Below are 25,572 nucleotides of genomic sequence, written 5' to 3' on the forward strand. Positions count from 1 at the left end.
CAGGATGCTCTTCTCAATAACTTTTTAAACCTGTACTCGGAAACCCCTTAAAATCGCGCACAGTTTCACTTGTTACTAAGAAGAAAAGATCAGCAAAATAATCTAACTGGCAGCCTGAACGGTTAACTCCGCGTCCATATCCTGACCGAACTGTAATTCAGCCAGACGCGCGTAGAGACCATCCTGTTTAACCAACTCAGCATGCGTTCCGCTTGCCACAATACGACCTTCGTCCATAACCAGAATACGATCTGCCTTCAAGACCGTCGCCAGGCGATGGGCAATCATCAGTGTTGTCCGACCATCCAGAAGATTATCCAAAGCTTTCTGAACCGCCACTTCACTTTGAGAATCCAGAGCTGAGGTCGCTTCATCAAGGAGTAAAATCTCGGGGTCTCTCAAAATCGCCCGGGCAATGGCAAGACGCTGTCTCTGTCCACCAGAAAGGCGAACCCCCTTTTCGCCAAGATAGGTATCATACCCTTCAGGAAGCTTCTCCAGAAAATCGTGTGCAGAAGCAGCTCTGGCAGCATTGAGAATTTCTTCGTGACTGGCATCAGGACGACCATAACGAATGTTCTCGTATGCAGTGGCAGAAAACACCACAGGTTCTTGCGAAACCAGACCGATGTGCTTACGCATTTCAACAGGGTCAAAGTCGCGAAGGTCAACATCGTCAATCTTCACAACACCCTGCTGCACATCATAATAACGGAGCAACAGCTGAAAGACCGTAGTTTTTCCTGCTCCAGAAGGGCCGACAATTGCCACCTTCTCCCCCGCCTTGATATCAGCAGAAAAACCAGTCATTGCCGACTGTGTTGGCCGGGATGGATAATTAAAGCTCACATTGGAAAAAGAAACAGCGCCTTTAATTTTTGCAGGCAATGGCATTGGTGCTTCCGGTGCGGCAATATCTGTTTTAAGGGCCAAAAGGCTTAACAACCTTTCAGTTGCTCCAGCTGCACGCTGCAAATCCCCAATAACCTCGCTAAAGGCACCTAGAGAGCCCGCAACAACGATTGCATAAAAGACAAAGGAAGAAAGCTCACCAGCTGTTATACGTCCTTCCAAAACATCGCGTCCACCAACCCAGAGAATCGCACTGATAGAACCAAAAACCAGAACAATGACGATTGCTGTCAGCAATGCGCGGAATCGGATTCGTGTTACAGCCGTCGAAAAGGCATCTTCAACCCGACCAGAAAAATACTGACGATCAAGGTCTTCATGGCTAAATGCCTGTACAGTACGAATCGCCCCAATTGTCTCGTCAGCATACACACCAACATCCGCAATCCGGTCCTGACTATCCCTACTCAGTGCACGCACTTTCCGACCAAAAAATAGAATCGGGATCAAAACAAAAGGAATAACAAGCGCAACAAATCCGGTTAATTTGGGGGATGTAATAATGAGCAGCACTAAACCACCGAAAAACATCAATAAGTTACGAAGAGCAATGGAAAAGGATGAGCCAACAACAACCTGTAAAAGTGTTGTATCCGTTGTTAATCTGGAAAGAACTTCACCACTTCTGGTGACTTCGAAAAAAGCTGGCGACATCTTGATAATGTGCCCGAACACAGCAGAGCGAATATCAGCAACAACACGCTCTCCAATCCACGAAACAAGAAAATAACGGGAATAGCTGGCCAGGGCTAGAAGCACTGTAACACCGAATAAAACAAAAACGGCTTGATCGAGCAATTCGCTATTACCACTGGAAAACCCCTGATCAATCAAAGCCCTAAGCCCTCGACCAAGCCCAAGGACGGTGCCTGCGGCAACGACAAGAGCAATCATCGCCCCGCAGATCTGAAGCTTGTAGGGACGCACAAATTGCCATAGCAGCAACAGATGTTTTAACTCTTTGCTTTTAGATACGTCTTCGTTTGATGACACAGCTAAATTCTTTTCACTGTTTCGGCTCATACCTGTCTTTCCTGAAGAGAGACTCCATTTCCGGATCCCATAAAAATAATTACTTACCTAATAACGGAATTGACCTTTCCACTCCAGTATGAGAAACCACAATTTATTAACGGCTTCAATGCGACCCTATGCCCCTGGCATGTAAATTTCAGGTAAATTTTTACGATTCGTGGAATTAACTTGCCTCTTGGCGCAGGTTCGGTTAAATAGCCCCCGCTTCCTAAGGGGATACGGACTATGAAAAAAGATATTCATCCAGAATACCACACCATCAAAGTTGTTATGACTGATGGTAGTGAATTCGAAACACGATCTACATGGGGCAAAGAAGGCGATGTAATGCGTCTTGATATTGACCCCAAGAGCCATCCAGCTTGGACTGGCGAACACCGCTTGGTTGATACCGGTGGTCAGGTTGCCAAGTTCAACAAGCGTTTTGCAGCTTTTGGCATCAAGAACTAAGCCAAGCTGTTGAAATATTAAGAAAGGTTCCGTATTACGGAGCCTTTTTTTCTGCCCTATCCAATTGAGAATCCAATCGAACGACTCTCGTATAGAGTTGATGACTACGCCCCATCAAGTCAGCCATTCTGGGGTCAGCGCCATCTGGTAACTCATCGAGTATCTCACAAACATTCTGACCAGATATTCTGTTATCAGGGTTTCTGGCTTCATCCATGCTGATCTCTCCATCAAGAACAGCTCTTTGCACCAATAGCCAAGCCATAACCTGAGTAAGGCGCGCTGTAAGGCGCATACTTTCACAACAGATTTGCAAACGATCCTCTGGCTTTAACCACAAGTGTCGATGACGGGCTCTATCCGCCAGATAGTCCCTTGCTTCTTTCGTCAGGGACAAAGCTTCTTGATAAGTCGAATCCAGATACGTAACCATAAACCGCCTGATAATCTTTACTCTCTGCATTCAACACAACAGTTCGTGCAGAGTTTTCCTCAATCTATCATAAGGGCCTTAACAAATTGTTGGTCAAGCAAGCAAAGCCCAGGATCATTCACTTTCTGCTGATCAAAAGGCTCAAAGAATTATTTTTTGGCAGGCCGTATCTTGAAAATAATTGCTACCTTTCTTAACTCAATTATTACAGGAAGTGCCATCCGGGCTTCCGTATATTCACTGGCCTGACCACAAGGTAGGCTAATTATTAAGCTTGTTGCTCAAAAGGAGAACACGCAATGCACCATCGTGACTTAACACCATTACTACGCGCTACTGTTGGCTTTGACCGCATGATGAACATGCTTGATGCATCTGCCCGACCGGATACAGCATCATCCAGTTACCCCCCCTACAATATAGAAAAAACAGCCGAGCACGATTACCGTATTACAATGGCTGTCGCAGGTTTTTCCCGGAACGACCTTGAGATTACAATCAAGGAAAACTCCCTTCATGTCGCCGGAAAAAAAGAACGTGATGAAGATGATCAGGTAACTTATCTCCATAGGGGAATTGCAAACAGATCTTTTGAAAGAAGTTTCGATCTGGCAGATCACATAAAGGTAACGGGTGCTAATCTTGAAAACGGGCTTCTGATCATAGATCTCACACGCGAGATTCCTGAATCAAAGAAGCCACGCAATATCCCCATTTCAAATGGCGCATCAAATGCATCTGAACTGATAGATCAGCAATAATCTTCCGATCATAAACGCCAAAGACCGGGCTTATTTTTTATAAGCCCGGTCTTTGTTATTTTTGGCAATATATCTAACAGATATTACGATCTATGTCGTTTGATCTGTTTGTCCACCCTGTCAACTTGCCTTTGTTACGCAAGAGGTTATGAAGACTCGAGCCTCTCGTCAAGGACTTGTTTTATTTTTTGGCATTTTTACGACAAATTTTGCCTTCTTTCAGGCATTTTTCTTCGTTCGAATATAATTTAAAAGCAAATAAGATCAGAATATTAATCAAAAAAAATCCGCCGGCAAAAAAACCGGCGGCAAGTCAACAGGGAGGCATCAAAAAAAAGATAAATAGTAATAAAGAAACTAAAAAACTCTTTTTGACATTACAAGATTATAACAAATCAACTAAAAAATAGTTAACAGCATAATCCTTGCTTCTACTCATAGAGATTTAAGGTGTTATTTCTGGTTTTCAAGAGGCAAAAATGAAGGGAAGCATAATAAAAAGCTCCCCCTGCGTATATTTATTTCCTTGGGATAAAATAAATAGCAATAATAATGGCTTGTTAGATTATTGCGCCATCCAGCCGCCATCAATTGAATAAGGTGCACCGGTCATTTGATCCGCAGCATCACTACATAAAAAAGCAGCAAGCTTTCCAATCTGTTCTGGCGTCGAAAAGCCCTGGGAAGGGGTTTTTTCCGAAACAAGAGCTCGTTTTTCTTCATCAAAAGATTGACCGCTCTCTTTTGCTCTTGCCTCAATTTGCGCACGAACCAAATCAGTTAAAACCCAACCGGGACAAATCGCATTTACCGTAATCCCCTGTGTTGCAACTTCCAAAGCGACAGCCTTCGTTAGTCCGACAACGCCATGTTTAGCCGCAACATATGCCGATTTGTTTGGTGAGGCCGTTAAACCATGCGCTGAAGCAACATTGATTATGCGCCCCCACCCCTTTTCCTTCATCTCGGGTAATGCAGCCTTAATACTATGAAAGGCTGAAGAAAGATTAATGGCAATAACCGCATCCCACCGCTCTTCGGGAAATTCATCAACGGGCGAAACATTTTGAATGCCTGCGTTATTTACAAGTAAATCAACCCCACCAAGTTTTGTTTGAGCCTCAGCGATCATACCCCGGATATCATCAGGCTTGCTCATATCAGCAGCGGAATAAGCAACCTTAACAGCGTGATCTTTAGCCAGTTTTTTCTCAAGTTCAGCGATTTCAGATCGATCACCAAAACCATTCAACATGATATCGGCCCCTTCAGCAGCCAAGCATTCAGCAATTCCCTTACCGATACCACTGGTTGATCCTGTAATAACCGCCACTTTCCCTTTGAGGCCGGGCATTTACTTTCTCCTGTAAACAATAATTGAGGAATATCACCTAGGTAAGACGTGCACATAGTATGCGATTAACAGGGTTACCGTGACAACTGATAGAATCGTAGAAGATAAGACGACAGATGCCGCTCTGGCAGTGAAAACACCATATTGTTGCGCCAAGATAAAAACATTCACTCCTGTCGGTTGCGCGGCCAGAATAACGGCAACAGCAGCCCACAAAGGCGGCACTTGAATCACGTTAAAAACAAGGTATGCAACAATACTTGGGTAAATAACTGTTTTTAATCCCACGATTAGAAAGCTCTGTTTTAAGTCACCAGCCAATTTGAATTCGGTTAGGGAAACTCCCAACGCAAAAAGGGCGCAGGGAACAACAGCACCGCTTAATACTGCGGTAAAACGATCCAGAACGGCGATAAATTCAACACCGGAAAGCTGAAAAATCCCCCCGAAAATCAAGCCCAGAATAATTGGATTGCTCCAGATTGCCTTTGCCAGAGAAAGTGCAATAGCCTTTAGGCCTTCGCCACCATCCCCTTCCCGTGACAGATCATATTCCGTAAGCATAGAGGTCAAGGCCATTAGGATCGGAGCCTGAAATGCAATCAGCATAGTCAAAGGAACCATGCCTTCATCACCGAAGGCTGAATAGATCAAAGGAAAGCCGAGTAACAACAGATTTCCATAGGTTGCCCCCATTGCCATGACAGCGGATTCTTTAAGCCCATGACCATATAAAAAACGGCCCAGAAGAGCACTGCAGATGAAAATTGTCAGAGAGACACTATAAAAGGTCGCAATTAAGGGAAAATGGATATCCGCTGACAAATTACCCCGAGCCATTGTTCGAAACAAAAGGGCAGGAATAGCCAGATAATAAACAAAAAAAGACAATCCCTTCAAAGCAGAAGACGAGACCCAATGCCTTTTACCAGCCACATATCCGGACAAAATTATAAGGAAAACTGGTATGACAATTTCTAGGCTGACAAACAAAAGATCACCTGATGCGACTAATAAATATTTTCATTATTGAGTTTAACTCTTAAAGAGGCCATCCAATCCTTGACGATGTTTTTCTTTGCGATCGATTTCATCACGGGTTCGGGCAATCTCATCTTCCAACAGCGAAATATATTCCCGTAATTCTTCCAACCCCATAGGTTCAAGATTTTTGAGTTGGGGTTTGCCTTTTTTGGGTTCAAGATCATCAAGGTCCATATCACAAACTTTCTCTGTTTCATTCCCCGTTTAAATCGCGGGTAACTCCATTGTTACCATTGGCAAGAATCTTCCCAGCATACTAGACTGAATATCAAGAAGAAAAACAGTAGATTAATAATTGGCAGGGCAAGCAAGTGGCACAAAATACTTTCGGGGAAATCCCCGAACAAATGACGGCAATTGAAATCAAAGAATACGGTGATGCAGATCAGCTTGTACCAACAGAGTGTGCAGTTCCGACTCCGGCAGAAGATGAAGTACTGATCAAGATCAGTTATGCCGGCGTAAACCGGCCAGATGTAATACAGCGAAAAGGCCTGTATCCTCCGCCCCCTGGAGAATCGGATATTCCGGGCCTCGAAGTTTCAGGGACAATCGTAAAGTTGGGAGCACAGGCAACACAATATGCGCTCGGGGATCAGGTTCTCGCACTGGTTGGCGGCGGAGGCTATGCAGAATATTGCACAGCACCAGTAGGGCAATGCCTGCCGATACCGAAAGGTCTTTCTCTTGAACAGGCAGCAGCTTTGCCCGAGACATACTTTACTGTCTGGAGTAATATTTTTGATCGTTGCGAACTTAAATCAGGCGAAACGATTCTGATTCACGGTGGAACCTCGGGCATAGGTACAACCGCAATTCAACTGGCAAAAGCTTTTGGAGCCAAAGTTATTGCCACAGCCGGAAGTGACGAAAAGTGCCAAGCTTGCCGCAATCTTGGCGCAAATCTCGCGATTAACTACAAAACCCAGGATTTTGTTGAAGAATCTAAAAAATTCACAGAAAAAAAGGGGGTCGATGTTGTTCTCGATATGGTCGGTGGTGACTATATACAACGTGATATTTCAAGCTTGGGAACAGACGGGCGCCTCTGCTTTATTGCCTTCTTGTCCGGATCTCAAGCAAATGTAAATTTCATGCCTGTAATGCTGAAACGCCTAAAGATTACCGGGTCCACTCTTCGTGCACGTTCCAGAGCATTCAAGGCACAGATAAGCCAAAACCTGACAGAAAAAGTCTGGCCACTCATTGAAGATGGGAAGCTTGGACCATTAATCTACAAGACCTTGCCTTTGGACAAGGCAGCAGAAGCACATAAATTAATGGAATCATCGAAACATATTGGTAAAATCGTTTTAAAACTTGAAAAATAGCCCCAAAGCCAACTAATTAACAAAAAAAAACACCTTGATCCTTTATTTACTGCTTGGCCTCGCGGTATATTCGGGGTAAGCCACCCGTTGGATACGTATTACCGTAGCCGAAGGATCATTAGCCGACGGCACGATTAGGAGAACCAATGTCTCAACCACTAATGCCAAAAGCGACCGCCGTTTGGTTGGTCGAGAACACATCGCTCACTTTTGAGCAGATTGCTGAATTCTGCCAACTTCACACACTGGAAGTGCAAGGAATTGCCGATGGTGAAGTCGCTGTAGGTATTCGGGGAATGGACCCCATTGCGAATTCTCAGATTACTCGCGCGGAACTGGAACGCTGCGAAAAGGATTCGTCAAAGTCCCTGCGTTTTTATCAACAGGATGATTTGCCACAACCCTCCAAACGGACAAAAGGCCCACGCTACACACCAATTGCAAAACGTCAGGATAAACCGGACGGGATTGCATGGTTGGTTCGCCATCACCCTGAACTTACGGATAATCATGTTTCAAAGCTGATTGGGACAACAAAGAAAACCATTCAGGCAATCAGAGATAGATCTCACTGGAACATCAGCAACATTCGTCCTCGTGACCCTGTATTGCTTGGCCTTTGCAAACAGGTTGATTTGAACGCAACAATCGATAAAGCGATCAAAGAAGCTGAAAAAGCTGGCCGTATCATTCCAAAGCCAGAGCCGATGGAAGAAGAAGTTGTTGAAGCCCCCGTAAAAGAAGAAGTGCCGGAAGATCCGTACGAAGCTTTTACAAGAGCTTTTAAAACAACAGATTAATCTCTCGATACAGCAAAAATCAAAAAGGCCTCTTATTTTAAGAGGCCTTTTTCTTGGTTAAATAACAGAGGTTATGTACCAACAATCGCACTACGTCGTCATGCCATATCCAATGCTTTGTAAAGCCATCCGTATCTCGTCCAGAATAACTGGATCATCAATAGTCGCAGGAACTTTGTAATCTTCGTTATCAGCAATTTTACGCATTGTGGCGCGAAGAATTTTTCCTGATCGTGTTTTTGGCAAACGATCGACGACGACTGCAAGTTTGAAAGCCGCAACGGGACCAATGTCATGTCTGACCTTCTGCACAACTTCGGCAACAACATCACTATGTGATTTTTCCGACCCGGCCTTTAAAACCATAAAGCCCAGTGGCAGTTGACCTTTTAATTTGTCAGCCACACCAATGACTGCACACTCCGCAACATCTTCATGGGCGGCAAGAACCTCTTCCATAGCTCCCGTTGACAGGCGATGCCCTGCGACATTGATGATGTCATCTGTTCGGGACATAACATAGATATAGCCGTTTTCATCTTTATAGCCCGCATCCCCTGTTTCGTAAAATCCCGGAAAGCCTGTTAAATAAGCCTGACGATGGCGTTCTTTAGCATTCCAAAGAGTAGAAAAGGTTCCCGGCGGCAAGGGAAGTTTGCAAACAATCGCTCCGATATCGCCAGCAGGCATTTCATTATGATCTTCAGCATCAAGAATACGAACATCCCATCCCGGAACAGATCGAGCGGGGGACCCGGCCACAATTGGCAACTCTTCAATTCCCAGACAGTTAGAGGCAATCGGCCATCCAGTCTCGGTCTGCCACCAGTGATCAATGACCGGAACTCCTAGCTTTTCCAGCGCCCAATTCAGTGTATCAGGGTCACATCGTTCGCCAGCCAAAAACAACGTTCTGAAATGGGACAAGTCGTATTTATCCAGATAGGTCGCATCAGGGTCCTGTTGACGGATCGCACGGAAAGCTGTGGGAGCCGTAAAGAGTACAGAAACACTATGCTCTGAGATAACGCGCCAAAAAGCCCCGGGATCTGGTGTTCCCACGGGTTTGCCCTCGTACATCACCGAGGTTGCCCCATAAATCAAAGGACCATACACAATGTAGGAATGCCCAACGACCCATCCAACATCCGATGCGCCCCAAAAGACTTCCCCTGGTTCAACATTATATATATTTTTCATAGACCAATGAAGGACAACAGCATGCCCACCGTTGTCACGAACAATTCCCTTGGGTTGCCCCGTGGTGCCAGAGGTATAGAGAATATAAAGTGGATCAGTTGCCGCAACGGGGACACAATCAACACCCGATGCCTTTGCTTCGGCATCCGCCCAATCAATATCGCGCTCCACTATCATTGATGCCGCTGCTTGAGGACGTTGCCAGATAACACAATGATCAGGCTTATGAGTAGAAAGATCAATCGCCTCATCCAGCAAGGGCTTATAGGGAATAACCTTGCTAACTTCTATACCGCAAGAAGCAGAGACAATAACTTTCGGACTACAATCATCAATTCGCGTTGCCAGTTCATTGGCTGCAAAACCACCAAAAACAACGGAATGAACCGCACCAAGCCGTGCACAAGCCAACATAGCAATCGCAGCTTCCGGTATCATTGGCATATAAATGATAACCCGATCACCTTTTGAAACCCCGAGTTCAACCAGCGCCCCCGCAAATTTTGAGACACGCTTCAGAAGGTCAGAATAGGTAATATGTTCTTTTGTATCTGTAACCGGACTATCATAAATCAATGCGGTTTGCTCGCCACGCCCCTGTTCTACATGTCGATCAAGCGCATTGTAACAGGTATTTAGTTCTCCACCGCTAAACCATCGATAAAAAGGCACGTCTGTGTCATCCAGCACCTTGGTAAATGGTTTATGCCAGTTAATTTCTGATGCAGCTTCGGCCCAGAACGCTTCTGGTTCGGCCAAAGAACGCGCTTGCACGTCATCAAATGAACCCATGATGTGTCCCAACATGATTATATAATTTTTATCTCCAGCCTCCCCGACCGGTACGAATAGCTTGCTGCATATTCAAGAACGGATCAATTTTCCCTATAGGCAGAAAGTCACATTAGATAATTATTTTACAAATTTTTTACAGAGAAGATAACAGAAAAACACCCGCCGGATTATAAACTAGGCGGGTGTTTTCTTTATTCCAACGCGAGCATTAGGTACTTAAAAGCACCTCAGCATTTATTAATGGAGATCACTCAACATTTGCATTTCGTCTTTAACGCGAAGCTTTTGCTTTTTAAGTGACATCAACAGGGATTCATCGGGATGCGGGCGCAGACTCTCCTGATCAATAGCGCTCTCTAAAGTAACATGTTTTGTACGCAAGGACTCGATGCGTTCGGCAGTGGCCATATTCGTCTCCCTCTAATACCAAAGTTTCAATTGCTACCAATCACACTTAATGTCGCGAATATTGACTTCAAACAGCTTTCTCAAGAATCGTTATTGCACCAAGTATTTCAATGGAAAATCTCCATTAAAATACCTGAGAAAATTTTTGGGAAGTACTGATCGTGTCTGAGATGGCGTAACCAAGGCTGCTGGCCGTTTGTTCGGCTTTAGTGTATGGGATATTTCCAAAGCGTCCCAACCGCAGTTATCTTGTTTATTTCGTACCAACCCAAACCCACAACATTGTTGAGAAGACAGCGTGTGTATATGGTAGACCTGTTGGGTGAACTTGCCAAGGGTTAGCCAACATATATTTCATTTTTCCATCATAAATGTGAAAGATAGTTACTCATGACCAAACAGAGAATCATTGTCGGGATAAGCGGTGCAAGCGGCGTAATTTATGGCATCCGGCTCTTGGAACTATTACGGTCTACTGACATTGAAACTCACTTAATCATGAGTAATTCTGCAGAAATTACATTAACTTATGAAAACAACCTCAAAGTTGCCGATGTCAAAAACCTTGCGGATGTGGCCCATAATGTCAAAGATATTGCTGCTTGCCTTTCCAGTGGCTCTTATCGGACTTTTGGGATGATTATCGCCCCCTGTTCTGTCAGAACCATGTCTGAAATATCAAGCGGCGTGACTTCGAGTCTCTTGACCCGTTCGGCTGATGTTATTCTAAAAGAGCGCAGAAAACTTGTTCTCATGGTTCGGGAAACACCACTCCATACCGGGCATCTTCGTACCATGACCAACCTGTCAGAACTTGGGGCCATTATTGCGCCCCCCGTTCCCGCATTTTATGCCAAACCCGAGAACTTGAACGATATGGTGGATTATAGTCTGGGCAGAATTCTTGATCTGTTTGATATTGAGCTTCCGAACATGAATCGATGGGACGAAAACAGTAAGAAACGCCCAGCTCATTAACCCTGCGCATTAAATTATCAAATGTCATAATTATTGTTGAGCTTTTTGCGAAATAAATGCGTCATAACCGAACTGGTCTATTCATTTACAGCTCGCAATTTATAGAAACCAGCGAGTTTCTCTTATTGAAAAAGCCAAACAGCTTCCAAAGGAGGCAATTCCGGGAATCCGCCACGTACAATTGCTGCTAAATCAGCGCAATCTACAGTACCGATTGCATCAACTTCACAGAGTTCCAGATACAAAACCATGTTCTTTGCAGCCATTTCGGAAGACGGTAAAAGAGCTGGCCGCAGGGTCATATGAAGATGCATGACGTTTTGCTGTAGTGCTTCGGCCCATAACTCGGAATCCTTTACCAGATTGCGTAAACCTTCTGTATGGCGAAAACCGTTGATCGTTTCCGACCTCATCCAGGTTCGGATATCTCGCAATGGCTGGATTACATGATCTCGCCACTTTTCTATACCAGAAATCAAACCGGACAGTTCTTTAGAACTCAACTGTTTACCGCAAAAGCCAGCCCAGCAACAAAAAAGCAATAAATTTACATCTAGATCATATTTTTCCTGTAAAACCAGACAAGCAGGGGCAACCCCTTGTTGTCCATAGACATCAAGTGAGAAATTCCAAAAAGGGTTTACAGGCAACTGACTTTGATCAAACATATTCACACCAGCTTATAGCGCACTGTGAATAAAGAACAAACTATCGAATCGTTTCGGCACACATTCCAAATTACTATTTTGAAGCAACAAATCTACTGCTTTTTGACCGTGCCATATTGTTATCTATCACGAGAATTCGGCACATCAGAAATAAAACTTACACAAAAACTATGTTTATTTTTAAAGTCAGAGTATAAGTAACTCCTTCAGTTAATGTGAGTTTAAGAGACCCCGACACGTGGCAAATACAACAGGCAGCAGTAGAAAAGAGCTAATCGAAGAACTTGAAAGGCTCAAACAGGAACATCGAGACATGGATGATATCATTGCCCGCCTGCAAGAGCATGCCCCTTTTGATCAATTACAACTCGTAAGGCTGAAAAAGAAAAAGCTTAACCTAAAAGACAGCATGAACAGAATTGAAAGTCAGCTGCTCCCGGATATTATTGCCTGAGACATCGCAATCCAAAAATGCTTCATATGTTATGAATCTGCGGCTTTAACTTTGTTGAGAAGCGTCCGTTTCTTTTGAAACGTCCTGTTTCGCCTTTTTCTGCTCATACATTGCTATATCAGCCGCTTTAAGGGCCGCATCAGCATCTCCCCCCTGGAAACTATGAACACCATGTGAAACATGGACATGCACCGAATTCCCCTCGTAATCAAAAGGCGTCTTGGCAACTTCACCAGATAAAAATTGTGCCTTTTCGGCAGCTATATCCGGTGGAGCCTGAAGCAAAATGACACCAAATTCATCCCCGCCCAATCGCCCTACAATATCAGACGAGCGTACATTTCTAAGCAAGGTAGATGCAACATGTTTAATCACCTCATCACCTGCTTCATGTCCCAAGCCATCGTTAATTTCTTTCATGCCATTTACATCAATGTAAATGACACTGCCCGGGACTTCGTAACGTTCACTGTAAGCCATCATTCGATCGAGTTCGCGCACAAAGGCTCGGCGATTTAGAACAGGAGTCAGAACATCTTGATCCGCAAGCTTCTCAAGGTAATCCACTCTCTTTTTAGCCTGATCAAGCTCCTGCCGAACGTCTTGAACCTCTTTCATTAGCTTCTCGATAGCGGCGCGAACTTTTGGCGTGAACTCAGCTTCAGGGATTCCACCAATAGAGGCAACATCCACAGGAGCCGTCGCATTAGACACGCCTTCTACTTTTTGTGCAGGCTTTACGCTAGGTGCGGCTGAAACACGCCCGACACTGCTCACAGAGCCAGTTCCACCAGTTGGTCTTTGGACCTTCATTCCACAAGCAATCCCTTTGCTTTATTTTTCATTCGGGCTTCCTGCCAGAATATCAGTTATTTTAAAGCAATCTCCATAAACGAGAAGGCATAAAAATAAATACTTTAATAGACTTTATATAGAATCATTTTACATAACGTTACCAAAAAAACAGTAACTGGAGAGCAAAACCTGGTGTTCTCTTTACTTGCCTTCTTTTCTTTCACGTCTTAATAATGCGCTCCGATGCACAGCTAAATCAGGATTAAGCAATGTCCGAGAAATCTCCGCAAGTTGGTATAATCATGGGTAGCCAGTCCGACTGGCCCACGATGAAGCATGCGGCCGAAACCCTCGAAACTCTGGGTATATCCTACGAAAAACGTATTGTATCTGCTCATAGAACGCCGCAACGTCTTGTCGAATATGCAACGACAGCACGAGACAGAGGCCTGAACATTATCATCGCAGGGGCAGGTGGCGCCGCGCATTTACCAGGGATGGCGGCTGCTATGACACCATTACCTGTATTTGGTGTCCCAATCGAAAGCAAAAGCCTGAAAGGCCAGGACAGCCTGCTCTCTATTGTTCAGATGCCCGGTGGTGTACCCGTCGGAACGTTGGCAATTGGCAAGGCGGGTGCAATTAATGCCGCTCTCCTCTCAGGGTCTGTACTCGCACTGCAAGATGAAAACATTGCAAAAGCTTTGGATACCTGGCGGCAAAAACAAACTGATGCCGTGGCCAATGAACCGGTTGATACCCCTTAATTAAAAAATACCTATTCAGATAACGTTTTACGGACATCCGTGGAGACAACGATCATGAGCAAGTCGCTTTCAGCCCCTCTGGCCCCAGGTTCCATCATCGGCATCCTCGGGGGTGGACAATTAGGTAGAATGGCGGCTTCTGCAGCCGCAGAATTGGGCTATCATTGCCATATTTACTGCCCCGAAGCTGATAGTCCAGCAAGCGAAGTTTCCAAATACTCAACAACTGCAGCTTATGACGACGAAAAAGCGCTTGCTGCCTTTGCTGAACATGTTGATGTTGTCACCTATGAATTTGAAAATGTTCCGGCCAAAACAGCCGCTTTTCTGATTGATCGCATTCCGGTTAATCCCGGACCAAAGGTCCTGCACATTTGCCAAAATCGGTTACGTGAGAAAGATTTTTGTAACTCTATTAATGTCCCGACAACACGCTATATGGAAGTCACAAATCCAGAATCACTTGATCGCGTTGTCAGAGACATGGGGCGTCCCTGCATTTTGAAGACCACCGAGATGGGGTACGACGGCAAAGGACAAACTTTCATTTCTGCAGATACCGATTTGGCTGACGCATGGAATGCTGTAGCTCCCAATATGGATCAAGCCGAACTGGTTGTTGAAGCACTTGTTGATTTTCGTATGGAGATCTCAGTTATTGTAGCCCGTAGTATTCAGGGGGATTGTCAGGCTTACATTCCTGTAGAAAACAGACATAAGAACCATATTCTGGATCAAACAATCGTCCCTGCGCGTATCTCACAGAAAATTAGTGATCGCGCGGAAGCTCTGGCGCGACATATGGCTGAAGAAATGGAACTCATCGGCATGATGGCCGTAGAGATGTTTGTCACAACAGATGACGAGATCCTGATTAACGAAATGGCTCCCCGCCCGCACAATTCGGGTCACTGGTCCATGGACGCCTGTGTTACATCCCAGTTTGAACAATTTATGCGCTCCATTGCAGGGTTAAATCTGGGATCAGTTTTCCGCCATTCAGATGCTGTGATGACGAACCTTCTTGGTGACGACGTTGAAAAGTGGGAAGAAATACTTTCTGACCCAGCAAGCAAACTGCACCTCTATGGTAAAGATAAAGCCAAACCCGGACGGAAGATGGGGCATTACACCCGTATTATTCCCAGAAATTAATTTTTGATAAGATTATAATTATATCCTGTTAATTCTTTTTCAAGCAAAACAGGATATAAGTATAAATTGAGGGGGCGTCCTATTAAAGGGAGGATGCCTTGGGAAAAGGTCAACTAAGCAGATTTTCGAAACGGTTATGCTCTGTCTGTTGCGGAGCAATATGGGCAACAGTGACGTTGTACGCCACGTCTATCAACGCAGAAGATTTCATACTTTACAGCTATCACAAAGTTCCACCGTTCGTCACAAATAACACCACAGGTCTAACCTATGATCTAGCTCAGCAACTTGAAAGAATGAGCCAAGGCAAACATCGTTTTACGGTAAGGCTTGTACCTCGTAAACGCCTAAACGAACTTATGACCAAACAAAAGGTTATCGTTCCCTGGGTTACGCCAGTTTGGTTTAAAGGGCAAGGATCCGACTCCTTTGCGTGGTCAGCGCCAATTATGATAGACAGCAGTGTTTATATATGGAGATCTGATAATCCTCATAACTACAGAAAACCCAATGATCTTATTGGAACCAGATTAGGTGGCATCAGAGGGTATAAATATAAAGGTGTCGATGACCTTGTGAAAAAACAACAAGTCGTTCGCACCGACACCAGTAGTGAATGGCAAGTCATGCAAATGGTTATGTCAAATCGGGTTGATGTTGCCATTATCCCCGAAGCAGGTGCCTGTAACCTGATACGGAAACACAAACTTTATGGTAAATTCAAAATATCCCAACATCATAGTTTTACTCGGAAATTGATGATCACAGGGAACTCGGACAGACATCTTCTCAGCTATATGAACAATCTTGAAAATGATCAGGCATGGGAAACTCGATTGGCCGGATACGGCGCCAGAATAACACCACTGGGCAAACGGGATGAAAGTAATTATTGTGATGAAACACTCACAACATCATTTCTTTTGAACGACTAATATATCTGAACAAGATTTAATGCGCATCATTCTGAGCCGAAAAGGTTTTGACTCTCAATACGGAGGAAGCCCAAGCCCCATATTGCCGGATGGACAAATGTTCTCTCTGCCCATTCCGCATCCTGCAGGGCTCAAAACGTACAACGATATTGACTCGCCATTAGGAAACCTTGGAAGTGTCCTTCAACAATTAAAGCCCAAAGCAGCATCTCCCCAAGACAGAACCCACTTAGATCCTGATCTCTATCCTCAGAGTCTTCCTCGTCACCCAGATTGGAGCAGTTGTTTTGGGCAGTATGGTGCAGCTCAACAACATCTTGCTAATCAAGGTGTATCTTCAGGGGACCTCTTCCTTTTTTTTGGCTGGTTCAGGCCCGTGGATGAAAAATTTCGTCCTGTGGCCAAGCAACCTGATTTACACGTTATCTATGGCTGGTTACAGGTTGAAAAAATAATCAACATCGGCACCGATATTCACTCTGCGGCAAAACAGTATCCAGCCTTTGCTGACCACCCTCATCTCACACATTCTTTCGGTGTGAGTAACACACTCTATATTGCAAAAGACAAACTAAAAATCGGAACACTAGAACCGAACATGCCAGGTGGGGGCATTTTCTCTCACATAAATGACAATAGAATTTTAACGGCATCGGGCTCTACGCGATCCATCTGGAATTTGCCCAAATGGTTTGCACATCCGGCTCCAGCACTATCTTATCATCTAAAAACAAATAAATGGACGGCAACATCCAAAGGCTGGAAGTTGAAATCAGCCCCTAAAGGACAAGAGTTTGTGATTAATACTCAAGGTCGCAATCGCCCAGCCAACCACTGGCTCAAAAAGCTATTCCACGACCAAATTTCATAAGAAAACAAAGAAATCTGATTTACTTCTAAGTGCTCTTCTTGGCGAAGGGTGAGCAGGCATGAAACTTATTCGCGAACGCACTTATTTTACCCACTGTCTTTCCAAGAGCTCCGCCGATTTTGAGGACTTCAGCAATACGCCGATCAAGAAAAGCCCAGGTTTTTTCGAAATCTTCAGAACCATCATCCAGCCAGAATAAAAGGGTGGAACTATAGACACCTGCAAGCAATAGCCGCTTACTATAGAAATTGTAATCGGTAGATGTATCACCCGCAGCCAACCACATTGCATCAACAGTATCATATACGTTGTGCATCCCCTCGGTTGCCTTAAGTGGCATTGTAAAAAAGCTCACTCCTTTGCGAATAGCTTCGCGATCCGGTGTCATCAGTTCCAACTTGGTTCGCACAGCCAAGGTAATTCGGTCACGCACTTTCATGTCCGTTAGGCCATTTTTTTCCAACGTTTCCATGACCTGATGATCAAGCTGCTGGTTATAAAACCGCAACACGTCTGTTACGCCCCTTGGAAAAAGAATAGAAATGTTTTGGGATGAAAGATCACAATTGGCTCCAGCCTCTGACAGAGCAGCCTCACTCCACCCTTCAAAAGGAACAATGGATAACAGAGCTTTTAACAGTTGGGCTTTTTTTTCTTCGCTCATATCGCGACCCTTTAAACTTCCAAATTCACGTCATAGTCTCATTCGTCAGGCTTTTGATAACCGACCTCTGACGAAAAAATAAGTGACTTAATATCTGTCATTCGTTCTGTGTAAAGAACACCATCCAAATGATCATATTCATGCTGAACGACACGCGCATGAAATCCCGAGGCTTCACGCTCGATAAGCTTACCATCAAGGCCTAAGCCACGATAGCGAATTGATCTGTGACGGGGAACTTTTCCCATCAATCCGGGCATAGACAGACACCCTTCCCAGCCTTCATCAATTTCATTACCAAGAAACTCAATTTCCGGGTTCACAAGAACCGTCAAAGGCACCCCAGCCTCTGCCTCTTGCGAAATGCCCAATCTTTCAGCTTCCGCTTTGGCGCGTTCGCCAGAAACAAAGAAGGTAAAAATACGTTTCGACTCGAAAACCTGCGGTGCCGCTATCCCTGTACCGCCAACCTCTGTCATAGTTTCAACCATGCTTTCAACAAGCTCGCGAATTTCCGGTACAGTCGGATCAGGAACAGGCTCTGCAACCCGTCGCAAAACAGGATGCCCCATTTTTGATATCTTTAGTAAGGTCATGTTTATACTATGTAACTCTGGTTACAGAGGGTCAAAACAAAACACTTAATCTTGGCAAGAATTATCATATTACCTCGCTAAGGCGCAGAAATACTGAATAAAAGAATCTCGTCTTGCCTCTATTCTTCCCTTCACATTCATAATAGCCTGTGATAGGTACTGCCATGAACCTGCTGTGCCATTGGCTCAGCGGATGTTCTTTATGTGTTCAACTCGGGTAACCGAGAAAACTCTGTCAGACCAATCATGGACTGACGTTAGAAAGGAGCTGATCGCCCGTGCAAGTACACGTTCGTGATAATAATGTTGATCAGGCTCTTCGCGCGCTTAAGAAAAAGCTGCAACGCGAAGGTGTCTTCCGTGAAATGAAGTTGCGTCGTCACTTCGAAAAACCATGTGAGCGCAGAAAGCGCGAGGGTGCCGAAGCAGTTCGTCGCTATCGCAAACTTCTTCGTAAGCGTATGGAACGTGAAGGCTATTAAGGTCTGATCGACGTTCGTTGAACGTCGCTTAAGGCGAGATATCTTCCTCTGGAAGAAGGACGGGCTGCCCTCTAACTCAGACGGCGGCCCGTTTTGCGTCTAGAATAAACCTAATCATTTATCAGAGAGAACAATCCTATGCTACACAGCCCAGCTTTGTGCATCAGGATCCTGCCCAACCAGTGCAAGGCCATAAGCAACGGATTCAAGCTGTTTCCCGCTTGCCAATTTATCCTGACCAAACAACTTGGCAAAAAGTGCCTGTACAGCTGGAACATATGATGTCCCACCCGTCATAAAAACCTTATCAATCTGGGACAGAGGAATTTTGCTTTCCTGCAACAAACTATCAACCTTCTTTTCGATCACAGACAGATCTTTGGCAATCCAGCTTTCGAAATCTTGTCGGCAAATCGTTTTTTCAATTTTTTTGTCACTGAAATGAACTGAAAATTCGGTCTCACTCTTGTGAGTTAAAGCCATTTTCGCTTTGGAAATGGCGTCATAAATATCCATGCTCCAGTCATTATCGACAACGTCGATAAAGGTTTCGATCATTTCCGGATAAACTGCCACTGACTTTAATTCACGCAACTCACGTAAAGTTGTTGGGCTTTTCAAAATCCCAAGCTCATGCCACTTGGAAAAACGATTATAGAAGCTATTGGGCATATCCAGGATTTTACGATCCAAAGAATAGTATCCACTCCCCTTACCAAGAGATGGTGAAACCACATGATCAATCAATCTACTATCAAAGGTATCACCGGCAATACCAACACCTGCATACCCTAAAGGTGTTGATCGCAAGATCGAACCCGAACGTTCAAACTTGATAAGAGAGAAATCGCTTGTCCCTCCACCGAAGTCAGCAACAAGAATCGTTGCTTCCTTTTCAATATTTTTTGCGTAGTAATACGCCGCCCCTACAGGCTCATAAACATAACTTACATTGGAAAAGCCAACGCTTTGGTAAGCAGCATCGTATCGGTCTCGGGCCAAGCCTTCATCCGGAGAATGCCCGGCATAAATAATCGGACGCCCAGCAATAACCGTGGTTTTATCTTCCGGGATCTGATCTCCAGCATCAGAGACAAACTGTTTAAAAAAATCAGCCATAATATCTTGCAGCGTAAAACGTTTAGAGAAGATCTGCGTTTCCTGAAACAGCTTACTAGCGATATGGCTTTTGAAGGACTGTAGAAAACGCACTTCACCCCGTGCCGTGAGGTATTGTTCCAGCGCCCAAGGGCCACCGGCGACATCTACTCTGGAATTTTTAGCTGGGCTGTGCTTTTCGTAGCAAAGCAGGCTACGATAGACATCATATAAAACATCATCGTGCTTGAACTTTACGGACTTGACCGCCCCCTTTGAATCAGCCAAAGCAATCACAGTATTCGTCGTACCGAAATCAACACCAATTGAGGTATTACTCATGGCTTCATCCTCGTCTGTATAAGTTGGAAAAAAGGGACGCGATACATGATCCCTTTCAAGCCAACTATCAAGCAATAATTTGTAAAAATCCCGCTCTCTACTACTTTATCCTCTGTAGAACTCTTCTACCTTTCACAAACAAAAAGAGCACCACAAGGGTGCTCTTTTCTAATAGGCCAAAAGAATAGAAGCTCTTAGAGCTGCTCCAAGGATTTAACAATCTTTTCGCACATCTGTTTTGCGTCACCAAAAAGCATCATGGTGTTATCACGGAAAAAAAGTTCATTCTGAACACCTGCGTACCCCGCAGACATACCACGCTTTACGAAAAGAACGGTCTGAGCCTGATCGACTTCCAGAATAGGCATTCCGTAAATCGGGGATTTTGGATCAGTCTTGGCAGCCGGGTTTGTAATATCATTCGCTCCAATAACAAAAACAACGTCCGTCGATTTGAAATCACGGTTGATTTCATCCATCTCCAGCACTTCGTCATAAGGTACTGATGCTTCTGCCAATAACACATTCATATGTCCGGGCATACGGCCAGCAACGGGGTGAATAGCGTAACGCACATTGACGCCGTCAGCTTTGAGCAGATCAACCATTTCGCGCAGCGTATGCTGAGCCTGCGCAACGGCCATTCCGTATCCCGGCACGATAACAACTGATCCTGCATTTTTCATCAGGAAGGCTGCATCATCACCAGATCCAGATTTCACCACCCGATCATCATCACCACTGCTTCCTGCAGGACCATCTTCACCTTCGGCACCAAAACCACCAAGAATAACGCTGATGAACGATCGGTTCATGGCTTTACACATAATGTAACTAAGGATTGCACCTGAAGAACCAACAAGAGCACCAGTTATAATCAACAGGTTATTTTGCAGGGTAAAACCAATGCCACATGCAGCCCAACCTGAATAGGAATTCAGCATGGACACCACAACAGGCATATCGGCACCGCCAATTGGTAAAATCAACAGGAAACCAAGCAACAAAGTAACTGCGATTAAGATCCAGAGATAAACAGGCTCCTGCGTTGTGCAGAGAAGAACAAGCAGAACGACCACCAACGCCCCAAGCGCAGCATTAAGCATGTGCTGCATTTTGAAAACCAGAGGTGCGCCAGAAACCAGTCCCTGTAATTTGGCAAAAGCAACCACGGATCCTGTAAAGGTAATGGCACCAACTGCGGTACCTATTGCCAACTCAATCAAGCTCGAAATCTGAATATCGCCAACACGTCCGATGCCATAGGCTTCGGGCTTATAAAACGTTGCCAATGCAACACAAACGGCAGCAAGACCGACAAGACTATGGAAAGCAGCAACAAGTTGCGGCAAGGCTGTCATTTGGATACGCAAAGCAATAACGGTACCAATCGCACCACCCACGAGAAGCCCCAAAAGAATGGTTCCAAAGCTCATCACGCCAGGTGCCATAAGGGTTGTTCCAATCGCCAGAACCATCCCTACGATACCAAAAACATTTCCCTGTCGACTTGTAGTCGGATGAGAAAGTCCACGAAGCGCCATAATAAAGCAGACTGAAGCAGCCAGATATAACAGAGCAGAAAGATCTGATGACATAATAAGCTCCCCCTATTGCTTTTTCTTGAACATTTGCAGCATACGCTGCGCGACGATAAAACCACCAAAGATGTTCACCGCTGCAAGTACAATGGCGATGAACCCCATGATCTCGCTAAAACCAACATCCGCAGGTCCCGCGGCAATCAATGCACCGACAATAATCACCGATGAAATGGCATTGGTTACCGCCATCAAGGGCGAGTGCAACGCGGGCGTTACATTCCAAACCACGTAGTAGCCGACAAACATGGCCAAAACCAACACAGTAAGCCCCATTATGAAGGGGGACCCAGCGCTCTGCCCTGCCGTCTCAACAGCAAGACGACTGGCTTCAGATGCAAGGGATGCAACTTCGTCAGATAAGGCACGCGCTGAGTTAGCGACATCAGTTGCCTTGTTGATAAATTCCTCACTAGACATCAGACATTCCCCCCGTCTTTAGGCTCCGTTTTAGTTCCGGGTTTACTTGCTGTTGGCTTCGTAGTCGTTTTCTTCATGGGTGTTTTCTTTGGAGCAGCAGTCTTGGCCAGTGTTTTCTTTGCTGGGGCGCGCTTCGCAGGCGCTCTTTTAGTGGTAGCCGTTTTTTTTGCCGGTGTTTTAGCTGTAACGGTTTGCGCCTCTGTTGTTTGCGCCCCTGGGGGTTTCGCAGGAACAGCCTCGCTCTCAGCGGACACCTTTGATTCAGATTTAGAAACCGGTTTCTTTTCAGCGTGGGCCAAAGCAGGATGAACAATTGAACCTTCGTGCGTCACGCAGGTTCCTTTAACAATTTCGTCATTCCAGTCAATTTTTAAATCCTTGGTTTCTTTATCGAACATAAGCTCGAAGAAATTAAAGACGTTCTTCGCATAAAGCGAAGATGCATCCGTGGCCAAGCGTCCGGGAACATTGTTATAACCAACGATAGATACGCCGTCTTTCTCAACAACTTTCCCAGCAACAGACAATTCACAGTTACCACCGTTTTCAACAGCAAGGTCAACAATCACCGATCCCGGCTTCATTGATTTGACCATTTCCGCCGTCACCAGAACGGGTGCGGGGCGCCCCGGTATCAGAGCTGTGGTAATAACCATATCAACCTTGGCAATGGTCTCAGCAATCAGTGCTGCTTGTTTTGCCTTATAAGCATCCGACATTTCTTTTGCATAACCGCCAGCGGTCTCTGCCTGCTTGAACTCGTCGTCTTCCACAGCAACAAACTTTGCCCCGAGAGATTCAACCTGTTCTTTCGAAGCAGGACGAACATCAGTTGCAGACACCACGGCACCAAGACGTCGTGCCGTTGCAATTGCTTGCAACCCTGCAACACCGGCTCCCATAACAAAAACCTTGGCCGGAGCAACCGTGCCAGCCGCAGTCATCATCATCGGAAACGCCCGATTGAATACTGCTGCACCATCCAGAACAGATTTATATCCAGCAAGGTTTGACTGACTGGACAGAACATCCATTGATTGTGCGCGGGTGATACGTGGTACAAAGTCCATCGCAAAGGCTGTTAAGCCAGCTTTGGCATAAGCGTCGAGTTCTTTCTCGGACCGATATGGATCCGCAATAGCAACAACAACCGTGCCTTTGGACAAAGCTTTTAACTCATCATCTTTACCACCCGCGATGGGTTTCTGCACTTTTAAAACAGCTTTAGCATCCTTGTAGGTCGTCGCCGCATCTTTCCCAATGGTCGCGCCAGCATCTCTAAAAGCTGTATCCGTAAAACTGGCAGCTACACCTGCCCCTTTTTCCACAAAGACATCACACCCCAAAGCAACCAGTTTCTTCACTGTCTCTGGAGAAGCAGCGACCCGTGTTTCATTCGGGCGACGCTCCTTGGGAATAGCAATTTTCATATTATCTCCCCATATCAATTCCCCAGTCAGTTCATCATGAACCAACCATATATTATTTTTATTAAAGCTCTTTTCCACCGCATGCTGCAAGTGTGCACTGCACAACAACACAATAAATCAATCTTATTATGTGGGTTAAGGCTCACTCTAGGAAGGAAAATATTAGTTATTAGAAAACTTTATAATCAAGTTCAAAAGAAGATATCACCCGGATTCTCATGTCTATACAGATAATTGCCATCTAGGCTATTAATTGGGGCAAGTTGTTCTGTTGCAGAGCACAAGATTGTCTGATGTTTAATTCATCATAATTAAAACTCCCGATAAGTTGATGAAACAATTGATGCCAATTGATCTCAGCTTTCAAATGCATAAAAACAGATCCCAAGCCAACAGCAGCCCGGTCCATTAAAACAAACTCTCTCGGCGGTTTCACCCCACCCAGTCGGCGCAATTCCTGATGAACTTTATTAGCGACTTCAGCTCCATAAGCCCCACCTTTATAATCATCAACAATCGTTCTTTTTCTGTCCTGAAGCAGCGGACCGTATAGAAAATGTGCCCAGATATTCAAGGTATCGAGCATCTCCCGGCTTTGAATTTTAAATCCCCAGCTTTCATACGCTTGAACAGCCAGATTTTCGTCATCCCGCTCTAGTCCGAAATAGAGATCAATGACCCCTTTAACAAAAGATACATCAAAAACACGGATACAGCCAAAATCCAACAGATTGACATCACCATTCTCGCGTATGGAATAGTTACCTAAATGAGGATCACCGTGAATAACACCGTATTGATAGAACGGAACATACCAGGCACGAAACATGTTCATTGCCACCTGATTACGCATTTCCAGATTGTTTTCATAGAATTTGACGTGGTCCAGCAGCGGGACACCATCAAGCCAACTCATCGTAATTAAACGATTTGTCGTTAACTCGGGAACAGCTTTCGGCACACATACATGTTTTTCATCAGCAAGCATCAACCCGTAAAGCCCCATGTTTTGTGCTTCGCGCTGATAGTCCAGCTCTTCACGCAAACGATCTGTTAATTCCTGTAAGATATTCGAAGGATCAATTGCCTTGTCATAACGCCGATAGATACCGAATAATAAAGCGAGCTGTTTCAAATCAGCCTCAACGGCCGAAATCATGTCCGGATACTGCAATTTACAGGCAAGTTCTTGCCCATCGGCACCAATCGCACGGTGAACCTGCTCAAGCGATGCAGCCGCGGTTGCCTCTTGATCAAAAGATTGAAACTTCTTTTGCCACCCCGCCCCAAGCTCGGTCTTCATGCGACGCTTCACAAACAACCACCCCATGGACGGTGCATTTGACTGGAGCTGACGGAGTTCTTCTGCATACTCTTTGGGAAGCGCATCCGGGATGGTTGCCAGAATTTGTGCGGCCTTCATCAAGGGGCCCTTCAGCCCTCCCAAAGCCTTCTTCAATTCAGCGGAATGTTTCGCAGAATTAAGGCCTGTCCCCAGAACACGGTTTCCAACAACCTGCGCAGCCAACCCTCCAACAGAACTTCCAACCTTTACATAGCGCTTTAAACGTCCAGACAGACGTGATCCTGAATCACTTATATCCTGAATATCTTCGTCATCCTGCATGCTGCTGGTCTTTCATAAAGCCTCTCAAGCTTGCTTAACCCTAAAACACCTGATTTTTATATGGTGTCAGAATATCCAAAGTGCCAACTCAATCTTACACCATCAAAAAAAACCAGCAACATTTGAGAAATTATCCCAAAATATATTTCAATTACATTTATATTTG

At 45.0% G+C, this 25,572-nt stretch carries 26 protein-coding genes and 1 pseudogene; 11 read left to right on the forward strand and 16 right to left on the reverse strand.

Annotated elements, in window-relative coordinates; all coding sequences use genetic code 11:
- Window positions 1–102: 102 nt before the first annotated feature.
- A complete protein-coding gene (locus tag D9A03_RS18670) occupies window positions 103–1,935 on the reverse strand; it encodes an ABC transporter transmembrane domain-containing protein (RefSeq protein WP_120498737.1) in 1,833 nt (610 codons plus the stop codon).
- A gap of 237 nt (window positions 1,936–2,172) precedes the next feature.
- Here D9A03_RS18670 and rpmE point away from each other — a divergent pair, with 237 nt between their 5' ends.
- Window positions 2,173–2,397, forward strand: coding sequence for a 50S ribosomal protein L31 (gene rpmE / locus D9A03_RS18675; protein WP_046508232.1), 225 nt, complete (start codon window positions 2,173–2,175; stop codon window positions 2,395–2,397).
- Window positions 2,398–2,431: 34 nt separating this feature from the next.
- On the opposite strand, the gene D9A03_RS18680 is transcribed toward rpmE, so the two are convergent.
- Window positions 2,432–2,830, reverse strand: coding sequence for a DUF1465 family protein (locus D9A03_RS18680; RefSeq protein ID WP_120498738.1), 399 nt, complete (start codon window positions 2,828–2,830; stop codon window positions 2,432–2,434).
- Between the two features lie 299 nt (window positions 2,831–3,129).
- Here D9A03_RS18680 and D9A03_RS18685 point away from each other — a divergent pair, with 299 nt between their 5' ends.
- On the forward strand, window positions 3,130–3,591 hold the full coding sequence (locus D9A03_RS18685; RefSeq protein WP_120498739.1) for an Hsp20 family protein: 462 nt from the start codon (window positions 3,130–3,132) through the stop codon (window positions 3,589–3,591).
- Window positions 3,592–4,156: 565 nt separating this feature from the next.
- On the opposite strand, the gene D9A03_RS18695 is transcribed toward D9A03_RS18685, so the two are convergent.
- The 3 genes from D9A03_RS18695 to D9A03_RS18705 are packed head-to-tail and all read right to left on the reverse strand — an operon-like array spanning window position 4,157 to window position 6,163.
- Entirely contained in the window at window positions 4,157–4,945 is a 789-nt protein-coding gene (locus D9A03_RS18695) for a 3-hydroxybutyrate dehydrogenase (RefSeq protein ID WP_120498741.1), read from the reverse strand.
- A gap of 33 nt (window positions 4,946–4,978) precedes the next feature.
- Window positions 4,979–5,938, reverse strand: a complete 960-nt coding sequence (locus D9A03_RS18700; RefSeq protein ID WP_120498742.1) for an AEC family transporter — start codon at window positions 5,936–5,938, stop codon at window positions 4,979–4,981.
- A gap of 42 nt (window positions 5,939–5,980) precedes the next feature.
- Window positions 5,981–6,163, reverse strand: a complete 183-nt coding sequence (locus D9A03_RS18705; protein WP_120498743.1) for a DUF1192 domain-containing protein — start codon at window positions 6,161–6,163, stop codon at window positions 5,981–5,983.
- Window positions 6,164–6,336: 173 nt separating this feature from the next.
- Here D9A03_RS18705 and D9A03_RS18710 point away from each other — a divergent pair, with 173 nt between their 5' ends.
- Window positions 6,337–7,320 carry an NAD(P)H-quinone oxidoreductase gene (locus D9A03_RS18710; protein ID WP_120498851.1) on the forward strand — a complete coding sequence of 328 codons (984 nt, stop codon included), beginning with the start codon at window positions 6,337–6,339 and terminating at the stop codon, window positions 7,318–7,320.
- 146 nt (window positions 7,321–7,466) lie between these two features.
- Window positions 7,467–8,120: a DUF1013 domain-containing protein gene (locus D9A03_RS18715; RefSeq protein WP_120498744.1), complete on the forward strand. Its 654-nt coding sequence runs from the start codon at window positions 7,467–7,469 to the stop codon at window positions 8,118–8,120.
- A 90-nt stretch (window positions 8,121–8,210) separates the two neighbouring features.
- Here the strand turns inward: D9A03_RS18715 and D9A03_RS18720 are convergent, their stop codons facing one another.
- Together D9A03_RS18720 and D9A03_RS18725 are read right to left on the reverse strand one after the other, a co-directional pair.
- Window positions 8,211–10,112 carry a propionyl-CoA synthetase gene (locus D9A03_RS18720; RefSeq protein ID WP_120498745.1) on the reverse strand — a complete coding sequence of 634 codons (1,902 nt, stop codon included), beginning with the start codon at window positions 10,110–10,112 and terminating at the stop codon, window positions 8,211–8,213.
- 240 nt (window positions 10,113–10,352) lie between these two features.
- Window positions 10,353–10,523 carry a YdcH family protein gene (locus tag D9A03_RS18725; RefSeq protein ID WP_120498746.1) on the reverse strand — a complete coding sequence of 57 codons (171 nt, stop codon included), beginning with the start codon at window positions 10,521–10,523 and terminating at the stop codon, window positions 10,353–10,355.
- Between the two features lie 390 nt (window positions 10,524–10,913).
- On the opposite strand from D9A03_RS18725, the gene D9A03_RS18730 reads away from it, so the two are divergent.
- Window positions 10,914–11,501: a UbiX family flavin prenyltransferase gene (locus tag D9A03_RS18730; protein WP_120498747.1), complete on the forward strand. Its 588-nt coding sequence runs from the start codon at window positions 10,914–10,916 to the stop codon at window positions 11,499–11,501.
- A 122-nt stretch (window positions 11,502–11,623) separates the two neighbouring features.
- On the opposite strand, the gene D9A03_RS18735 is transcribed toward D9A03_RS18730, so the two are convergent.
- A complete protein-coding gene (locus D9A03_RS18735; protein ID WP_120498748.1) occupies window positions 11,624–12,169 on the reverse strand; it encodes a TIGR02444 family protein in 546 nt (181 codons plus the stop codon).
- A 238-nt stretch (window positions 12,170–12,407) separates the two neighbouring features.
- Here D9A03_RS18735 and D9A03_RS18740 point away from each other — a divergent pair, with 238 nt between their 5' ends.
- The gene (locus D9A03_RS18740) at window positions 12,408–12,623 is read left to right on the forward strand and encodes a YdcH family protein (RefSeq protein ID WP_254055092.1); all 216 of its coding nucleotides are present in this window, start codon (window positions 12,408–12,410) and stop codon (window positions 12,621–12,623) included.
- Window positions 12,624–12,668: 45 nt separating this feature from the next.
- Here D9A03_RS18740 and D9A03_RS18745 read toward each other — a convergent pair whose 3' ends face one another.
- On the reverse strand, window positions 12,669–13,436 hold the full coding sequence (locus D9A03_RS18745) for a GGDEF domain-containing protein (RefSeq protein WP_120498749.1): 768 nt from the start codon (window positions 13,434–13,436) through the stop codon (window positions 12,669–12,671).
- Window positions 13,437–13,687: 251 nt separating this feature from the next.
- Between D9A03_RS18745 and purE the strand changes: the two genes are divergently transcribed.
- The 4 genes from purE to D9A03_RS18765 all read left to right on the forward strand — a co-directional run bounded on the left by purE (window position 13,688) and on the right by D9A03_RS18765 (window position 17,146).
- Complete coding sequence (purE, locus tag D9A03_RS18750) at window positions 13,688–14,185, forward strand: 5-(carboxyamino)imidazole ribonucleotide mutase (RefSeq protein WP_120498750.1); 498 nt, start codon at window positions 13,688–13,690, stop codon at window positions 14,183–14,185.
- 54 nt (window positions 14,186–14,239) lie between these two features.
- Window positions 14,240–15,340 carry a 5-(carboxyamino)imidazole ribonucleotide synthase gene (locus tag D9A03_RS18755; protein WP_120498751.1) on the forward strand — a complete coding sequence of 367 codons (1,101 nt, stop codon included), beginning with the start codon at window positions 14,240–14,242 and terminating at the stop codon, window positions 15,338–15,340.
- Between the two features lie 170 nt (window positions 15,341–15,510).
- On the forward strand, window positions 15,511–16,275 hold the full coding sequence (locus tag D9A03_RS18760) for an ABC transporter substrate-binding protein (RefSeq protein WP_162938247.1): 765 nt from the start codon (window positions 15,511–15,513) through the stop codon (window positions 16,273–16,275).
- A 19-nt stretch (window positions 16,276–16,294) separates the two neighbouring features.
- On the forward strand, window positions 16,295–17,146 hold the full coding sequence (locus D9A03_RS18765; protein ID WP_120498753.1) for a hypothetical protein: 852 nt from the start codon (window positions 16,295–16,297) through the stop codon (window positions 17,144–17,146).
- 25 nt (window positions 17,147–17,171) lie between these two features.
- Here the strand turns inward: D9A03_RS18765 and D9A03_RS18770 are convergent, their stop codons facing one another.
- A complete protein-coding gene (locus D9A03_RS18770) occupies window positions 17,172–17,810 on the reverse strand; it encodes a COQ9 family protein (protein WP_120498754.1) in 639 nt (212 codons plus the stop codon).
- 38 nt (window positions 17,811–17,848) lie between these two features.
- The gene (locus D9A03_RS18775) at window positions 17,849–18,406 is read right to left on the reverse strand and encodes a peptide deformylase (protein ID WP_120498755.1); all 558 of its coding nucleotides are present in this window, start codon (window positions 18,404–18,406) and stop codon (window positions 17,849–17,851) included.
- Between the two features lie 278 nt (window positions 18,407–18,684).
- On the opposite strand from D9A03_RS18775, the gene rpsU reads away from it, so the two are divergent.
- A complete protein-coding gene (gene rpsU / locus D9A03_RS18780) occupies window positions 18,685–18,888 on the forward strand; it encodes a 30S ribosomal protein S21 (protein WP_046508209.1) in 204 nt (67 codons plus the stop codon).
- A gap of 141 nt (window positions 18,889–19,029) precedes the next feature.
- On the opposite strand, the gene D9A03_RS18785 is transcribed toward rpsU, so the two are convergent.
- The 5 genes and pseudogenes from D9A03_RS18785 to D9A03_RS18805 all read right to left on the reverse strand — a co-directional run bounded on the left by D9A03_RS18785 (window position 19,030) and on the right by D9A03_RS18805 (window position 25,406).
- A complete protein-coding gene (locus tag D9A03_RS18785) occupies window positions 19,030–20,328 on the reverse strand; it encodes an Hsp70 family protein (RefSeq protein WP_162938248.1) in 1,299 nt (432 codons plus the stop codon).
- A 194-nt stretch (window positions 20,329–20,522) separates the two neighbouring features.
- On the reverse strand, window positions 20,523–21,926 hold the full coding sequence (locus tag D9A03_RS18790; RefSeq protein ID WP_120498757.1) for an NAD(P)(+) transhydrogenase (Re/Si-specific) subunit beta: 1,404 nt from the start codon (window positions 21,924–21,926) through the stop codon (window positions 20,523–20,525).
- 12 nt (window positions 21,927–21,938) lie between these two features.
- A complete protein-coding gene (locus D9A03_RS18795) occupies window positions 21,939–22,349 on the reverse strand; it encodes an NAD(P) transhydrogenase subunit alpha (protein ID WP_120498758.1) in 411 nt (136 codons plus the stop codon).
- A gap of 239 nt (window positions 22,350–22,588) precedes the next feature.
- A pseudogene (locus D9A03_RS18800) lies at window positions 22,589–23,779 on the reverse strand (Re/Si-specific NAD(P)(+) transhydrogenase subunit alpha); the annotation flags it as partial.
- Window positions 23,780–24,020: 241 nt separating this feature from the next.
- Window positions 24,021–25,406, reverse strand: coding sequence for an AarF/ABC1/UbiB kinase family protein (locus D9A03_RS18805; protein ID WP_120498760.1), 1,386 nt, complete (start codon window positions 25,404–25,406; stop codon window positions 24,021–24,023).
- Window positions 25,407–25,572 lie beyond the last annotated feature (166 nt).

Source organism: Kiloniella sp. EL199 (assembly GCF_900313065.1).
Classification (GTDB): domain Bacteria; phylum Pseudomonadota; class Alphaproteobacteria; order Kiloniellales; family Kiloniellaceae; genus Kiloniella.

What these genes read in the sequence shown, in the direction of transcription:
- D9A03_RS18670 (WP_120498737.1), bottom strand. Translation starts at nt 1,935, where the DNA reads ATGAGCCGAAACAGTGAAAAGAATTTAGCTGTGTCATCAAACGAAGAC.
- rpmE (WP_046508232.1), top strand. Translation starts at nt 2,173, where the DNA reads ATGAAAAAAGATATTCATCCAGAATACCACACCATCAAAGTTGTTATG.
- D9A03_RS18680 (WP_120498738.1), bottom strand. Translation starts at nt 2,830, where the DNA reads ATGGTTACGTATCTGGATTCGACTTATCAAGAAGCTTTGTCCCTGACG.
- D9A03_RS18685 (WP_120498739.1), top strand. Translation starts at nt 3,130, where the DNA reads ATGCACCATCGTGACTTAACACCATTACTACGCGCTACTGTTGGCTTT.
- D9A03_RS18695 (WP_120498741.1), bottom strand. Translation starts at nt 4,945, where the DNA reads ATGCCCGGCCTCAAAGGGAAAGTGGCGGTTATTACAGGATCAACCAGT.
- D9A03_RS18705 (WP_120498743.1), bottom strand. Translation starts at nt 6,163, where the DNA reads ATGGACCTTGATGATCTTGAACCCAAAAAAGGCAAACCCCAACTCAAA.
- D9A03_RS18710 (WP_120498851.1), top strand. Translation starts at nt 6,337, where the DNA reads ATGACGGCAATTGAAATCAAAGAATACGGTGATGCAGATCAGCTTGTA.
- D9A03_RS18715 (WP_120498744.1), top strand. Translation starts at nt 7,467, where the DNA reads ATGTCTCAACCACTAATGCCAAAAGCGACCGCCGTTTGGTTGGTCGAG.
- D9A03_RS18720 (WP_120498745.1), bottom strand. Translation starts at nt 10,112, where the DNA reads ATGGGTTCATTTGATGACGTGCAAGCGCGTTCTTTGGCCGAACCAGAA.
- D9A03_RS18725 (WP_120498746.1), bottom strand. Translation starts at nt 10,523, where the DNA reads ATGGCCACTGCCGAACGCATCGAGTCCTTGCGTACAAAACATGTTACT.
- D9A03_RS18730 (WP_120498747.1), top strand. Translation starts at nt 10,914, where the DNA reads ATGACCAAACAGAGAATCATTGTCGGGATAAGCGGTGCAAGCGGCGTA.
- D9A03_RS18735 (WP_120498748.1), bottom strand. Translation starts at nt 12,169, where the DNA reads ATGTTTGATCAAAGTCAGTTGCCTGTAAACCCTTTTTGGAATTTCTCA.
- D9A03_RS18745 (WP_120498749.1), bottom strand. Translation starts at nt 13,436, where the DNA reads ATGAAGGTCCAAAGACCAACTGGTGGAACTGGCTCTGTGAGCAGTGTC.
- purE (WP_120498750.1), top strand. Translation starts at nt 13,688, where the DNA reads ATGTCCGAGAAATCTCCGCAAGTTGGTATAATCATGGGTAGCCAGTCC.
- D9A03_RS18755 (WP_120498751.1), top strand. Translation starts at nt 14,240, where the DNA reads ATGAGCAAGTCGCTTTCAGCCCCTCTGGCCCCAGGTTCCATCATCGGC.
- D9A03_RS18765 (WP_120498753.1), top strand. Translation starts at nt 16,295, where the DNA reads ATGCGCATCATTCTGAGCCGAAAAGGTTTTGACTCTCAATACGGAGGA.
- D9A03_RS18770 (WP_120498754.1), bottom strand. Translation starts at nt 17,810, where the DNA reads ATGAGCGAAGAAAAAAAAGCCCAACTGTTAAAAGCTCTGTTATCCATT.
- D9A03_RS18775 (WP_120498755.1), bottom strand. Translation starts at nt 18,406, where the DNA reads ATGACCTTACTAAAGATATCAAAAATGGGGCATCCTGTTTTGCGACGG.
- D9A03_RS18785 (WP_162938248.1), bottom strand. Translation starts at nt 20,328, where the DNA reads ATGAGTAATACCTCAATTGGTGTTGATTTCGGTACGACGAATACTGTG.
- D9A03_RS18790 (WP_120498757.1), bottom strand. Translation starts at nt 21,926, where the DNA reads ATGTCATCAGATCTTTCTGCTCTGTTATATCTGGCTGCTTCAGTCTGC.
- D9A03_RS18795 (WP_120498758.1), bottom strand. Translation starts at nt 22,349, where the DNA reads ATGTCTAGTGAGGAATTTATCAACAAGGCAACTGATGTCGCTAACTCA.
- D9A03_RS18805 (WP_120498760.1), bottom strand. Translation starts at nt 25,406, where the DNA reads ATGCAGGATGACGAAGATATTCAGGATATAAGTGATTCAGGATCACGT.